The sequence below is a fragment of the Flavobacterium sp. FlaQc-48 genome (assembly GCF_044007335.1).
GTDB lineage: Bacteria > Bacteroidota > Bacteroidia > Flavobacteriales > Flavobacteriaceae > Flavobacterium.
Genome location: NZ_JBIPCR010000034.1, coordinates 1 through 17,984, shown reverse-complemented (window position 1 = coordinate 17,984; position 17,984 = coordinate 1). Strand labels below are relative to the sequence as shown.

The following is a 17,984-nucleotide window of genomic DNA, read 5'->3' as shown; positions in this document are numbered from 1 at the left end:
GGTGAGCATCGATAAACCGCTTATTGGCTGCGTGATATTCTCTGCAATACTAACCAACAACTCTTGATAATGCAATAGCATACGGTCAATCGTAGCCTTATCAAATAAAGCCGTGCAATAATTTATTCCTAACGAAATACCACTCCTGCTTTCTGATACACTAAGTATTATATCAAATTGAGCTGTAACAATATCAAAAGCGTAATTTGATAGTGCAACTCCTTGTATACCGACTCCTTGTTCCAGAGCTTCCTCAGAGTTTGATTCCACGTTTTGAAAATCAAACATTACCTGAAACAATGGTGTCATGTTCGTATCGCGGGTAGTAATTACCCGATCTACAACCTTCTCAAAAGGTGTCAGTTGATTATCATAACCCTCTAAAGTTGTTTGTTTTACCATTGCTAATAGATCCTTAAAACTAGGATCGCCACTTAAATCACTGCGAAGCGCTAAGGTGTTTACAAAAAAGCCAATCATTCCCTCTAACTCCGATTGGGTTCGATTTGCTATTGGGGTTCCTACACAAATATCATCCTGACCACTATAACGAGATAATAAGATCTTGAAAGCCGATAACAATAACATAAACAGCGTAACACCTTCTTCCTGACATATAGAACTTAAAGAAGTTGCCAATTTCTGGTCTAACTCTAAAGAAATACCTGCTCCTGCGTTGCTCTGCACAGAAGGGCGAACATAATCTGTAGGTAATGATAATGTACTTACACCGCTTAATTTTGATTTCCAATAGGATAACTGACTCTCTAAAACAGCGCCTTCTAAATACTTGCGCTGCCAAATAGCATAATCTGCGTATTGTAAGCTAAGCTCCGGTAAAACTGCCTCGCGGCCAGACTGCAGAGCACTGTACAATTCCATAAACTCATTGGTCAGGATTCCCCCTGACCAGCCATCACTGGCAATATGGTGAAAAACACAAGCCAGAACATACTTCTGATTCCCTAATGTATACAAACATGCTCGCAGCTTGTAATCTTTCGATAAATTAAAAGGTTTATTCAGGTAGCCTGCTATATTATTTTCTAATAATAACTCATTTGATACAATGGCGCTATCCAATGACCAGCCCTCGGCGCTGATAATTTTCTGATAACCGATTCCATCTTCTGAAAGAAGCATACTTCGTAAAACCTCATGACGCGAGATGATCTCATATAAGGTTTGTTCCAGTATCGATACATCTAATGCTCCTTCTAAACTAAGAACTATAGGAATGTGATATTCTGTACTGCCTTGCAATGCATCCAAAAACCATAGTCGTTCCTGACTAAATGATAAAGGAATACGAGCCGGACGCTCCTCTGCAACAATACCTGGCAATAAAACCCCTTCTGACTGTTTTGATATTTGAGTTCCTAATTCAGAAATCGTGGTATACTCAAAAACATCTCTAATAGAGATCTCTATTGATAACTCTCTACGAATCATAGATACCAAACGAGTCGCCAATAAACTATGACCACCCAATTCAAAAAAGTTATCATGAATTCCTACCTTATCAATCCCTAATAATTTTTGCCAGATTTCTGCTAACTGAGCTTCGGTTTCGTTACGCGGTGCTACATATTCTTTACTGGATAAATCTGAACTATCCGGATTTGGCAATGACTTCTTATCCAGCTTTCCATTACTGGTTAATGGCATCACTTCTAAAGTTACCCATAATTGGGGAACCATATACTCGGGTAAACTTAGTTTTAATTGGTTTTGTAATACTTCTTTATCGAAACCACCCTCAGGTACAACATAACCTACCAAGCGTTTAGTTCCATGTGTATCTTCCTTAGCCAATACACAACACTGTGTTACTCCCGGTAAAGAAGACAATACATTCTCAATCTCTCCCAACTCGATTCGATAGCCACGGATTTTAACCTGATCGTCTTTTCTGCCAATATATTCTATATTTCCATCGGGTAACCAACGGGCTAAATCGCCTGTCTTATAAATTCGTTTGCCTTCTTTAAATGGATTTACTATAAACTTATCATTAGTTAATTCTTCCTTGTTTAAATAGCCTCTGGCTACGCCCAATCCACCAATACACAATTCTCCAACAACTCCAATAGGTAAAAGATTCTGTCCTTCATTCATAATGTAAACCTGAGTATTATCAATAGGCTTACCAATAGGAATCTTAACCATTGGAGTTGGAGTATTTAATACTTTATAATTAGTAGCAACTACTGTAGTTTCTGTTGGCCCATAATTATTATAAATCCTAATATCACTTGGTTTATTTAAGTGTAACACATCACCTCCTGTTAAAACAATAATGTTTGGTAAAGAGATTTCTTTATCTATAAAACTTTCACACAATAATGTAGGCATGTAAGTATGTGTAATAGCATGCTCGATTAAAAAATTTGAAAATTTATCCAAATCGTAATGGAATTTTTCTGAAATAGGATATAAGCTGGCTCCGGAAAGCAAGTATGGATATATTTCCCAAACACTAGCATCAAAACCAACCCCTGAGAACAGAGTACCTCTACTTTGAGAAGTTACTGAATATGCAGATTGATGCCAAAAACATAAATGAACCAAGTTTCTATGCTCAATCATAACCCCTTTAGGTTTACCAGTACTACCTGAAGTATAAATAACATATGCCAAATTATCAGGGCTTGTATGTATTTCAGGTAAATCATCAGAATATGAAGAGCTCTCTTTTTTGAATGCTTCCAATAATAGAGTATCTACAATAATACCACAATTACTATCTTCCTTTATATATGTTTTTCTTTCTTCTGGGAAATTTGGGTCAATTGGTACGTAAGCTGCACCTGTTTTCAATATAGCAAGAAACGAAATAATTAACCATTCACTGCGATCCAGAACTACTCCTATTAGAGTATCTGCGTTAATATTTTTATTAGACAATAAATAATGAGCTAACTGATTGGAACGTTGATCTAATTCTTTATAAGTTAATTCTTCGTCTTCATAAACAACTGCAACAGCATTTGGTGTTCGTTTAACCTGTTCGGTGAACAAATCTACTACCGTCTTATCTAATGGATAGGCAACATCCGTAGTATTGAATACATCCAATAATTGGTGTGATTCTTCTTGGGTGAGCATCGATAAACTGCTTATCGGCTGCGAGATATTGTTTACAATACTAATCAACAGCTCCTGATAATGCAGCAGCATTCGGTCTATTGTTGCTTTATCAAATAAAGCTGTACAATAATTTATTCCTAATGAAATGCCATTGCTACTCTCTGATACACTAAATGCTAAATCAAACTTAGAAGTAACGGTATCCAACTCGTATCCGGAAATAGTAATAGCATTTAAACCTCTTTCTTTTTCTTCAAAACTATCACCCTCATTTTGTAATGAAAATAAAACCTGAAATAATGGGGTCACATTCATATCACGGGTCGTAATCACACGATCTACTACCTTTTCAAATGGTGTTAACTGATGGTCATAACCTTCTAAAGTGGTCTGCTTTACTCTTGACAATAAATCTCTAAAACTCAGGTCACCGCTTAAATCAGAGCGAAGTGCCAGCATGTTTACAAAAAAGCCAATCATTCCTTCTAACTCTGATTGCGTTCTATTCGCAATTGGTGTTCCTACGCAAATATCGTCTTGTCCGCTATATTGGGATAACAATACCTTAAAGGCTGATAGCAATAACATAAACAGCGTCACACCTTCTTCTTTGCATATAGAATTTAATGAATTTCTCAAGTTATGGTCTAATTCTAAAGAAACATCAGCTCCTTCATTGCTTTGCACAGAAGGACGAACATAATCCGTCGGTAATGACAAGGTGCTCACTCCTTTTAATTTTTCTTCCCAATAGGATAACTGATTCTCCAAAACCTCGCCTTCTAAATACTTGCGCTGCCAAATGGCATAATCTGCATATTGTAAACTAAGCTCCGGCAAATCAGGAGTTTTGTTTGATTGGAAGGCACTGTACAATTCCATAAACTCATTGGTCAGGATTCCTTCTGACCAGCCGTCACTGGCAATATGATGAAAAACACAAGCCAGAACATACTTCTGATTCCCTAATGTATACAAACACGCTCGCAGCTTGTAATCTTTCGATAAATCAAAAGGTATATTCACATAGTCTGCTATATTATTTTCTAATAATAATTCATCCGATACAATTGCCTGATCCAATAACCAGTTCTCAGCGCTGATAATCTCCTGATAACCGATTCCGTCTTCTGATAAAAGCATAGTGCGTAAAACCTCATGACGCGAGACAATCTCATATAAGGTTTGTTGCAATATCGATACCTCTAATGCTCCTTCTAAACTAAGAACTATAGGAATGTGATATTCGGTACTGCCTTGCAATGCATCCAAAAACCATAGTCGTTCCTGACTAAACGATAAAGGGATAAGAGCCGGACGCTCCTCTGCAGTAATACCTGGCAGTAAAACCCCTTCTGACTGTTTTGATATTTGAGTTCCTAATTCACAAATCGTGGTATGTTCAAATACTTCGCGAATAAAAACTTCTATATGTAACTCCTTTCTAATCATTGAAACTAAACGTGTAGCCAGTAGACTATGACCTCCCAATTCGAAGAAATTATCATGAATTCCTACTCGTTCTACTCCTAACAAATTCTGCCAGATTACTGCTAACTGCATTTCTGTTTCATTGCGTGGTGCTACATATTCTTTGCTCGATAATTCTGAACTATCCGGATCCGGTAATGACTTCTTATCCAGCTTTCCATTAGAAGTTAATGGCATTTCTTCTAAAGTTACCCATAATTGGGGAACCATATACTCCGGCAAGCTTAGCTTTAATTGGTTTTGTAATACTTCTTTATCGAAATCACCTTCAAATACAATATAACCAACCAGACGCTTGCTGCCGCTTGTATCTTCTTTAGCCAGTACACAACATTGTGTTACTCCAGGTAAAGAAGATAATATATTTTCGATCTCGCCAAGCTCTATTCGATAGCCACGGATTTTGACCTGATCATCTTTTCTACCGATATATTCTATAATACCATCTGGTAACCAACGGGCTAAATCGCCTGTCTTATATACTCGTTCACCTTCTTTAAATGGGTTCTTTATAAATTTTTCAGATGTAAGTTCAGGTTGGTTTAAATAACCACGGCCTACACCTACTCCACTAACCCATAACTCTCCTACTATACCTATTGGACACAAATTACCAAAGACATCCACTACATACAAAGACATATTGGCTACTGGTTTCCCAACAGGAACAACAACACTTTTTGGGGATTCTTTCATAATATGAAGACTCACATCATCGGATGCTTCTGCCGGACCATAGGCATTTACTACAGGAATAGAAGGGTATAAAGAAAACCATGATCGTAATAACGATGCCGTAGCTGCCTCTCCGGTAATTAAAAAATAATGTAAATCTTCTAAGCCTTTTCTTGAACCTGTTTCTAATAAACTTAACAAATACGAAGGAACCAATTGAAGATGCGTAACTTGATATGTTGATAAAGCTTCTTGAAAATCATAGGTATCCAAAATCATGCGTTCATTATAAATAGCTATACGAGCTCCACATAACAAACCACTTAATAATTGCCATACCGAAATATCAAAAGTGAATGGTGCTGTAAAAGCTACAACACTATTACTATCCATATTTAACTCATCTACCATTACCAAAAGGTGATTTAATAAACCACAATGATCAATCATTGCTCCTTTAGGAACTCCAGTACTACCTGAGGTATAAATTACATAACTCAAAGAATTAGGGGAGTAAGATAAATCTAATGAACCAACTGAATAGTTATTATATACAGCAGAAGAACCTTCTAATACTATCGTAGTGACATCTAATAATAAAGAATTCAAAACATCCTTTGCAGAGCTATCAGTAAGCAACAAACTACATCCAATATCCCGAACAATATAAGAGATACGAGTAGTTGGATAATCTGGTTTGATTGGAACATAAGCTCCTCCTGATTTTAATATCCCCAGAATACCTATTAGCATCTCTAAACTTCGCTCCAGACAAATAGCCACAAGATCATCCGGCTGTACACCCTGTTCGCGTAAATAATGCCCCAACTGATTCGAGCGCTGATCTAATTCTTTATAAGTTAGTTCTTTATCTTCATAAACAACTGCGATAGCATCTGGGGTTTGTTTAGCCTGCTCTTCAAATAAATCTACTATAGTCTTATCTAATGGATAGGCAACATCAGTGTTATTGAAAACATCCAATAATTGATGTGATTCTTCTTGGGTAAGCATCGCTAAACTGCTTATAGGCTGCATGATATTGCTTACAATACTAACCAACAACTCCTGATAATGCAGCAGCATTCGGTCTATTGTTGCTTTATCAAATAAAGCGGTGCAATAATTTATTCCTAATGAAATACCATGGTTACTCTCTGATACACTAAATGTTAAATCAAATTGAGCTGTAACCATATCTAAAGCATAATTTGACAAGCTAACTCCTTTTATAGCGACTTCTTGTTCTACAACTTCGCCAGAGTTTGATTCTATATTTTGAAAATCAAACATCACTTGAAACAATGGCGTCATACTCATATCACGGGTTGTAATCACCCGATCTACAACCTTTTCAAATGGTGTTAACTGATGGTCATAACCCTCCAGAGTTGTCTGTTTTACTCTTGACAACAAATCTCTAAAACTCAGGTCACCGCTTAAATCACTGCGAAGTGCCAAAGTATTGACAAAAAAGCCTATCATTCCTTCTAACTCCGATTGTGTTCTATTCGCAATTGGTGTTCCTACACAAATATCGTCCTGTCCGCTGTAGCGGGATAACAATACCTTAAAGGCGGATAACAATAACATAAAAAGGGTAACACCTTCTTGTTGGCATATCGAACTTAATGAGTCTCTCAGCTCTTTTCCTAACTCTAAAGAAACACTGGCGCCTTCATTGCTCTGCACAGAAGGACGAACATAATCCGTTGGTAAGGACAAAGTGCTTACTCCACTTAATTTTGCTTCCCAATAGGATAACTGATTCTCTAAAACCTCGCCTTCTAAATACTTGCGCTGCCAGATAGCATAATCTGCATATTGTAAGCTAAGCTCCGGCAAATCAGGAGTTTCATTTGATTGGAAGGCACTGTACAATTCCATAAACTCATTGGTCAGGATTCCACCCGACCAGCCATCACTGGCAATATGATGGAAAACACAAGCCAGAACATACTTCTCATTCCCTAATGTATACAGACACGCTCGAAGCTTGTAATCTTTCGATAAATCAAAAGGTTTATTTACATAGTCTGCTATATTGTTTTCTAATGATAACTCATCCGATACAATTGCCTGATCCAATGACCAGCCCTCGGCGCTGATAATTTCCTGATAACCGATTCCGTCTTCTGATAGAAGCATACTGCGCAAAACCTCATGACGCGAAACAATCTCCTGTAGCGTTTGTTCCAGTATCGATACCTCTAATGCTCCTTCTAAACCAAGAACTATAGGAATGTGATATTCGGTACTGCCTTGTAACTGATCCAAAAACCATAGTCGTTCCTGACTAAACGATAAAGGAATACGAGCCGGACGATTTTCTATTACAATACTTGGTAATAAAACCCCTTCTGACTGTACTGATATATGAGTCCCTAAGCTTGAAATCGTGGTATAGGCGAAAATATCAGCAATTTCAATCTCTTTGGACAGTTCTTTTCGGATCATGGAAACTAAACGCGTGGCCAATAAACTATGACCACCCAATTCGAAGAAATCATCATGAATTCCTACTTGTCCTACGCCTAAGAGATTCTGCCAGATTACTGCTAATTGTCTTTCTGTTTCATTACGCGGTGCTACATATTCTTTACTTGAAAGCTCGGAACCATCCGGATCCGGTAATGATTTCTTATCCAGCTTTCCATTAGAAGTTAATGGCATCGCATTTAATGAAACCCATAATTGGGGAACCAAATACTCAGGCAGGCTTTGTTTTAATTGTTCCTGTAATCTCTCTTTGTCTAATGCCTCTTCCAAAACCACATAACCAACCAGACGCTTACTGCCAACTGTATCTTCCTTAGCCAGTACACAACACTGTGTGACTCCATCTAAAGATGACAAGACGTTTTCGATCTCGCCCAGCTCGATGCGATAGCCACGGATTTTAACCTGATCGTCTTTTCTGCCGATATATTCTATATTACCATCCGGCAGCCAACGCGCTAAATCGCCTGTCTTATAAATTCGTTCACCTTCCTTAAATGGACTTACTAGAAACTTCTCATTTGTTAATTCTTCCCGGTTCAAATAACCTCTCGCTACCTGAACACCTCCTACACACAATTCACCGATTACTCCTATTGGCAATAACTCTAATCTATCGTTTACGATATAGATACTAGTATTGGCTATAGGACGACCTATATCAATACGAGCTAAGGATTGATACTTTGTAACATCCAATACCGTACAGCCAATGGTAGACTCGGTAGGACCATATTCGTTAAATAATTTAACCCATGGATCTAATTCTCCTAAATTAGACAGATCCCAATGGGTTAATTGTTCTCCCCCGATAATGAATCTTTTTAATTGAGAATGACCTAAATCCCTGAAAAATGACAAATGTGATGGTGTTAATTTTATCGACGTCACTGCATCATTTAAAACAATAGCCTTCAATACCGAACTAACATCGTTATCCTTGTAAATATGCAATTGGCCTCCTGTTAAAAGGGTCAGATAGATACTGGTCTGTGTTAAATCAAATGATAAGGAACTAAATAGTGGGAAACTCTGACTAGTATCTCCTTCTCCATAATGTGATATACCATACAATAAGTAGTTGACCAAACTACCATGTTCTATCATTACTCCTTTTGGATTACCTGTACTTCCTGAGGTATAAATTACATATGCCAAATCCGAAGATTGGACAGCATTGGTTTTTAAAGCCGGGAATGAGGAAGCCTGGTTTGATACACTCTCAAATTCTACGTCGATAGAAAAAACAGGAACTGCATATTCTATCACATCAAATAAGCTTTCCGACTCTATGATCAGTAATTTTATATGAGCATCATTGACAACAAAGGATTTACGATTCTCAGGATACTCTTTATCTATAGGAAGATAACAAGCACCGGCTTTTAAAATTCCAAGTATTGAAATAATAGACCAGATACTTCGATCTAACATTAAACCTACAATATCATTGGAACTCAAATCATAGTGCTTCTGTAAATAAAGCGCCAGCTGAGTCGATTTCTCATCTAATTCCTTATAACTTAATTCTTCATTTCCATAAACAACTGCGATAGCATTTGGGGTCTTTTTTACCTGTTCTGCAAATAAATCAACGACGGTCTTTTCTTTTGCATACGCAACATCAGTATCATTAAATTCATATAATAATTGATTCGCCTCTTGCGAAGTAAGCAGGGACAGACTGCTTATTGGTTGGATGATATTGCCTGCAATACTAACCAACAGCTCCTGATAATGCAGCAGCATACGGTCGATCGTAGCTTTATCAAATAAAGCTGTGCAATAATTTATTCCTAATGAAATGCCATTGTTACTTTCTGATACATTAAGTGTTAAATCAAATTGTGAACTTTCCACTTGGGTATCATACGATGATAAGGTCACGCCTTCTAAAGCTGCATCTTTACTTTCTTCATTATTCTGTAAGGAAAACAATACCTGAAACAAAGGTGTCATACTCATATCACGGCTCGTAATCACCCGATCTACTACTTTTTCAAATGGTGTTAACTGATGGTCATACCCCTTTAAAGTCGTCTGCTTCACTCTTGACAATAATTCCTTGAAACTAGGGTCACCGCTTAAATCACTTCGAAGTGCCAGCATGTTTACAAAAAAGCCTATCATGCCTTCTAATTCTGATTGCGTTCGATTCGCAATTGGTGTTCCTACACAAATATCGTCTTGTCCGCTATATCGGTATAACAGTACCTTAAAGGCGGATAACATTAGCATAAACAATGTTACGCCTTCTTGTTGACAGATAGAACTTAATGAGTCTCTCAACTCTTTTCCTAATTCTAAAGAAACACTGGCGCCTTCATTGCTTTGCACAACAGGGCGAACATAATCCGTTGGTAATGACAAGGTGCTTACACCTTTTAATTTTGCTTCCCAATAGGATAACTGATTCTCCAAAACCTCGCCTTCTAAATACTTACGCTGCCAGATGGCATAATCTGCGTATTGTAAGCTAAGCTCCGGTAAATCAGGAGTTTTATTTGATTTGAAAGCGTTATACAATTCCATAAACTCATTGGTCAGGATTCCACCCGACCAGCCATCACTGGCAATATGATGGAAAACACAAGCCAGAACATACTCCTCATTCCCTAACGTATACAAACACGCTCGCAGCTTGTAATCTTTTGATAAATCAAAAGGTTTATTCACATAGCCAGCTATATTATTTTCTAATAATAACTCATCCGATACAATGGCGCTATCCAATGACCAGCCCTCGGCGCTGATAATTTCCTGATAACCGATTCCGTCTTCTGATAAAAGCATACTGCGTAAAACCTCATGGCGCGAAACAATCTCTTGTAGGGTTTGTTCCAGTATCGATACCTCTAAGGCTCCTTCTAAACTAAGAACTATAGGAATGTGATATTCGGTACTGCCTTGCAAGGCATCCAAAAACCATAGTCGCTCCTGACTAAACGATAAAGGAATACGAGTCGGACGCTCCTCTACAACAATTCCCGGTAATAAAACTCCTGCTGACTGTTTTAATATATGAGTCCCTAATTCAGAAATTGTAGTATGTTCAAATACTTCACGGATAGAAACTTCTATCATCAAATCCTTTCGAATCACGGAAACTAAACGAGTCGCCAGTAAACTATGACCTCCCAATTCGAAGAAATTATCATGAATTCCTACTTGTTCTAATCCTAACAAATTCTGCCAGATTTCGGCTAATTGTCTTTCTGTTTCGTTGCGTGATGCTACATATTCTTTACTGGATAAGTCTGAACTATCAGGATCCGGCAATGCGTTTTTATCCAGCTTTCCATTAGAAGTTAAAGGGAATTTCTCTAACTCTATCCAAAGCATAGGAACCATATACTCTGGCAGAGTTGATTTCAATTGTTCTTGTAATCTCCTTTTGTCTAATGCGCCTTCCAAAACCACATAACCAACCAGACGTTTACTGCCGCCTGCATCCTCCTTAGCCAGTACACAACACTGTGTTACTCCCGGTAAAGAAGATAATACATTCTCGATCTCCCCCAACTCAATTCGATAACCGCGAATTTTAACCTGATCGTCTTTCCTGCCAATAAACTCAATATTGCCATCCGGCAGCCAACGGGCTAAATCGCCTGTCTTATAAATTCGTTCACCTTCATTAAAAGGATTCGCTATAAACTTTTCTTGAGTTAATTCTTCTTGATTCAAATAACCTCGGGCTACCTGAACTCCACCAATATATAACTCTCCTATTACACCTATCGGCAATAAAATATTCGAAGGATCAAGAATATAAATATTCGTATTATTTAGAGGTTTACCTATATTAGTATTTAAATCTCCATCTTTAAAATCATGCATTGTAGCACATACAGTACACTCTGTAGGCCCATATCCATTGACTAATAGTTGTGTATTACTCCATTCCTTTAGCGTATTGTATGATGAAACTCCACCTCCAATATGAACGCTTTTCAAAGCTGGTAATTCTTCCCATACCAACTGTCCAAATAGATCTGAAGGTATTGTTAGATGGTTTATTGCATTAATTTTAATATAATCGACAAGTGTAGCTCCATTTTTAATCTCATCATCAATTATATGTAAACTGCTTCCTGAAATTAAAGATGGATAGATTTCAGAAACTGACGCATCAAATGATACAGAAATTAGCTGAGAGCATATCGTGAATTGATTGATCTCAAAAGTATTGATTATGTTAAAGCATAAATTTATAACTGAACTATGCTCCACCATCACTCCTTTGGGCTTTCCTGTTGTTCCTGATGTGTAAATAACATATGCTAAATCATCTGCTTTTAGAACTATTTCAGGTAAACTATCAGGATATTTAGAAATGTCTTCTTTGAATGAATCTAAGAATAACGTATCTATGATAATACTACAGTTACTATCTTTTTTAATATATTCTTTTCTTTCTTCGGGATAATTAGGATCTATTGGCACATAAGCCGAACCCGTTTTTAATATTGCTAAAAACGAAATAATTGACCAATCACTACGATCTAAAGTTACTCCAATCAAATTACCTACATTACTTTTAATATTAGATAATAAGTAATGTGCCAATTGATTTGAGCATTTACTTAATGCGCTATAACTTAATTCTTTTTCTCTATAAACTATAGCTATAGCATCAGGAGTACGCTCAACTTGTTCTTCAAATAAATGTATTAGTGACTTATTTAAAGGGTAGGATATTTGTGTATTATTAAAAACATCTAATAGTTGATGTTTTTCTTCTCTTTGTAATATATTTAAAGCATCAACATTTACTTCTTCTTCACTTGTTACTCCTTCTATGAGCTGAATTAATGCTTGCTCCATATATGCAAGTATGCGATCAGCACTTAGACTTTCATCTACTAATACTTTTAATCCAAAATCAACACCAAAATCATCTATACTTAAATTAAATGGATAATTTGTTCGTTCATGACTTCCAATAAGCGTTATACCTAAATCAATATCTCTAGCATTATTTTCTTCAGATGAAGATAATGAGGAATGACGATAGTTTAATAAAGCACTAAATAAAGCCGTCTCATTGGAGATATTACTCCAATGATGAATATCAGATAAAGGTGTTTGTTCGTAGGATAATAATTCTTCTAATCTTAACTTGACTTCCTGCAAATATTCTTTGACACTTCCTTTTAATTTCAACGCAACCGGAAGTGTATTAATAAATAAACCTAAAGAATCAGCAGCCCCAATAGAACCTTGCAAACGCCCTGAAAATAAGGAGCCAAAAACAGCATACTCTTTATTACTGCATCTAGCTATAACTAAACCAAAAGCAGCATGAAATAATACTGCAGGACTCATACTAAGTTTAATACAGGTATTACGCAATGATGCACTTATATCTTGAGAGAGCATACTAACAGACTCTTCGATACCTGTACCATCACCTAAAACATTGGATAGATTAAATGGATAGGTTGGTTCTTCTATTCCTTCAAATAAAGATTTAAAATAAGATTCCCCGTCATTGATTGATTGTGCATGTAATGTGTGACCAATAAAATCCCGGTATAAAACAGGCGTTGGAAGATTTGTTCCTTCTCCTGATAGACACAACATTATTTCTTCTGTAATAACCTCCAAACCAACATGATCCATTATTAAATGATGTTGATATATTATTAAGTAATAACATCCATTAATTGGATCATCAGCCGATTTCAATTCTAATAGTGGAGCTTTTGAAATGTCCATCCAATGACTACCAGAAGCTATAAGCAATTCCAATTGTGGTAAAATAGCTTTGGATTCCTCTAAGTCTAAATCATCTAATGCTAATTTTGCTTCTCGCAATACTACTTGAACAGCATTAGGTAAACCATCACTTAAAAAACAAGTACGTAAAACATCATGACGGTTCACTACAAATTGTAATGCCTCGATAAAAGCTACTCGCTTTGCTGAATCAGAAAATGAAAGCAAAGTTGGAACAATGTAGAGGTCTCCCTGGGCAGGATTGCTCATTAAATTATGAAAATGAATTCCTGCTTGTAAGGGAGATAATGGATATATGTCTTCAATATTTGAAACACCACCCGGAACCATTGTCACTATTTTATCTAAATCATTTTGATTAAAATCAACTAATAATGGCACCATTGATGGAATAATGCGGTCACTTGTAATTTTAATTCCATTAGCTGGAACACTATAAACTAAAGATGTGAAAGATAACTTATCACTAATGGAAGCTATCGTAGGACCAGCAAAAATATCTTTTACTTTTATATGAAAATCCAGCGCTTGCAAGCGGGATATTAATTGAACAACTAATAAACTATGTCCCCCAAGCTCAAAGAAATTATCATGGATTCCTATATTTTCTATACCCAATAATCCTTGCCAGATAGTTACTAATTGATTCTCTGTTTCGTTACGAGGAGCAATATATTTACTGGTTGACAACTCTGAGTTCTCTGGATCCGGTAATGACTTTTTATCTAATTTTCCATTACTGGTTATTGGCATCTTTTCTAATGATACCCAAATCATAGGAATCATATATTCAGGCAAATGCAGCTTTAATTGTTCTTGCAGCACTTCTTTATCTAATACACCTTCCATAACCACATAACCTACCAGACGCTTAGTATTATTTACATCTTCTTTGGCCAAAACACAACACTGTCTAACCCCTGATAATGCTGATAATATATTTTCAATTTCTCCTAATTCAATACGGTATCCTCGAATCTTGACCTGATCATCTTTTCTACCTAGATACTCAAGATTACCATCTGGTAACCAGCGAGCTAAATCTCCTGTTTTATAAATTCGGCCTCCTTCTATAAAAGGATTGTTTATAAACTTTTCCTGGGTTAATTGTTCAAGATTTAAATAACCTCGTGCTACTCCTGCTCCTCCAACACATAACTCACCAATTACTCCAACAGGCAAAAGATTATGTTCCTCATTCATAACATACACCTGAGTATTGTCAATAGGTTTTCCAATTGATACAATATCTTTTATATCTCCTTGGAAAGTTGTAGAACAAATACTTGCTTCTGTAGGACCATAGGCATTAACGTAATTGTAATGCTGAGAAAATGTCTTCGCTAATTCTAAAGGTATTGACTCTCCCGCAGTAACTAGAGTGGTAATACTTTTTATATCTTCAACCGACAATAATTGTAAAAATGCTGGTGGTAATGTTGCAAAAGTAATTGCATTATTTGCTATAAAGTTTCTAAAAAAGACAATGTCTGATTTTGCTTCTTCTTTTATGATACATAAACGACTACCACTCAAAAGGGAAATACAAATCTCCCAAATAGAGGCATCGAATGAAATACTTGCAAATTGTAGACAGGTATCTTTATTGGTAATTGAAAAAGCAGAAATTTGAGATAGTATTGTATTTACGATACTTCTATGTTCAATCATTACCCCTTTCGGTTTCCCAGTACTACCTGATGTATAAATTATATATGCTAAATCAGTAGGTCCAACAACAATTTTAGGTAAATCATTAGAATATTTAGAACGATCCTTTTTGAATATTTCCAGTAATAAATCATCTACGATGACAGAACAGTTACTATCTTTCTTTATATATTCTTTTCTTTCTTCGGGATGGTTAGGATCTATTGGAACATAAGTTGCTCCTATTTTTAATATTGCTAAAAATGAAACAATTATCCAATCACTGCGATCTAAAACTACTCCAATTTGGCTAACTCCACTTATACCATTAATAGATAATAAATAGTGTGCCAATTGGTTTGAGCGTTGATCCAACTCCTTATAATTTATTTTCCCGTCTTCATAAACTACTGCTATAGCATCTGGTGTTTGTCTAACCTGTTCGGTAAATAAATCTATTAGCGTCTTATCTTTGGGATATGTAACATTTGTATCATTAAATTCATATAATAATTGATACTCTTCTTTTGTTGTAAGTATAGATAAATTGCTTATCGGTTGGGTGATATTGCTTACAATACTAACCAGCAGCTCTTGATAATGCACCAGCATTCGATCTATTGTTGCTTTATCAAATAAAGCGGTACAATATACTATATTGAATGAAATATGATCACCACTTTCAGAAGCATTTAATACTAAATCAAATTTAGAAGTAACCGTATCAAACTCATATCCTGATAACGTAACACCTTCTAAGGTTTCCCTATCTTCTCCAGATATATTAGATGCGTTCTGTAATACAAATAACACCTGAAACAATGGTGTCATACTCATATCACGGGTCGTAATCACACGATCTACTACTTTTTCAAAAGGTGTTAGCTGATGGTCATAACCTTCCAAGGTTGTCTGCTTTACTCTTGACAATAATTCCTTAAAACTAGGATCGCCGCTTAAATCACTGCGAAGTGCTAAAGTATTGACAAAAAAGCCAATCATTCCTTCTAATTCCGATTGGGTACGATTCGCAATTGGTGTTCCTACACAAATATCGTCCTGTCCGCTGTAACGAGATAATAAAATCTTAAAAGCTGATAACAATAACATAAACAGCGTAACACCTTCTTTTTGACATATAGAACTTAATGAGTTACTCAGCTCTTTTTCTAATTCTAAAGAAACACTAGCTCCTGCATTGCTCTGCACAGAAGGACGAACATAATCCGTTGGTAAAGACAAGGTGCTTACACCACTTAATTTTGTTTCCCAATAGGATAACTGATCTTCTAAAACAGCACCTTCTAAGTACTTGCGCTGCCAAATGGCATAATCTGCGTATTGTAAACTAAGCTCCGGTAAAACTGCCGGACGACCAGACTGCAGAGCACTGTACAATTCCATAAACTCATTGGTCAGGATTCCCTCTGACCAGCCATCACTGGCAATATGATGAAACACAATTGCCAGAACATACTGATTGTTCCCCAGACCATACAAACAAGATCGTAACTTGTAATCTTTCGATAAATCAAAAGGGCGCATCAGATAATCTTGCAGAGTGCTTTCGAGCATTGATGCATTTTCTATTTCCAATTGATCTAATGACCAGCTTTCCGCGCTGATAATTTCCTGATAACCGATTCCATCTTCTGATAGAAGCATACTGCGCAAAACCTCATGACGGGAAACAATTTCCCGTAAGGTTTGTTCCAGTATCGATACCTCTAATGCTCCTTCTAAACGAAGAACACTAGGGATGTGATATTCTGTACTACCTTGTAACTGATCCAGAAACCATAGTCGTTCCTGACTAAACGATAAAGGAATCTGTTTGATGGAATCTCGATTGTAACGAGTAACTTTTGATAAAGTATTTTTTCTGTTTTTTACTTGACGTCCCTCAATATATTCGACTATATGAATTTTATTATCTTTTATTTTTTGTAATAAATCGGCGTCAATAGTAGCTGCTGATTTAATTGTTAAGCTGCCCTCATTTACTCCTATTTTTACTTTTTTATTATAAGCTTCTTTTAAAATACTTAAAACTTCTACATTCATGTTTAAAAATTATATTTCAATAGTTATATTGTAGTTTTCTTTATCTTCCTTATCATCATTAAAATCCTGTTCAAAAAATTCAATAAGAGATGCTAACGCTACAATTGTTGTATGTTCAAATACTTCACGGATAGAAACCTCTATTATCAAATCCTGACGAATCATGGAAACTAAACGCGTAGCCAATAAACTATGACCACCCAATTCGAAGAAATCATCATGAATTCCTACTCGTTCTACTCCTAAGAGATTCTGCCAGATTTCTACTAATTGTGCTTCTGTTTCGTTACGTGGTGCTACATATTCTTTACTTGAAAGCTCAGAACCATCCGGATGCGGCAATGATTTCTTATCCAGCTTTCCATTAGAAGTTAATGGCATCGTATCTAAAGTCACCCATAATTGGGGAACCATATACTCAGGCAGGCTTAGTTTTAATTGTTTTTGTAATACTTCTTTATCGAAATCACCTTCAGGTACAACATAACCAACCAGACGCTTACTGCCAACTGTATCTTCCTTAGCCAGTACACAACATTGTGTTACTCCCGGTAAAGATGATAAGACATTCTCAATCTCGCCCAGCTCGATGCGATAACCGCGGATCTTAACCTGATCATCTTTCCTGCCGATATATTCTATATTACCATCCGGCAGCCAACGCGCTAAATCGCCTGTCTTATAAATTCGTTCACCTTCCTTAAATGGACTTACTATAAACTTCTCTTTAGTTAGTTCTTCCTTGTTCAAATAGCCTCTCGCTACCTGAACAC

2 protein-coding genes are annotated in these 17,984 nt (G+C 36.4%); both read right to left on the bottom strand.

Annotated features, from left to right (window positions below):
- Positions 1–17,211: non-ribosomal peptide synthase/polyketide synthase (locus ACHRWY_RS27390; RefSeq protein WP_395359177.1), on the bottom strand; the 17,211-nt coding region annotated here is incomplete at its 3' end.
- 9 nt (positions 17,212–17,220) lie between these two features.
- The coding region (locus tag ACHRWY_RS27385) for a phosphopantetheine-binding protein (RefSeq protein ID WP_395359175.1) at positions 17,221–17,984 on the bottom strand (764 nt) is incomplete at its 5' end.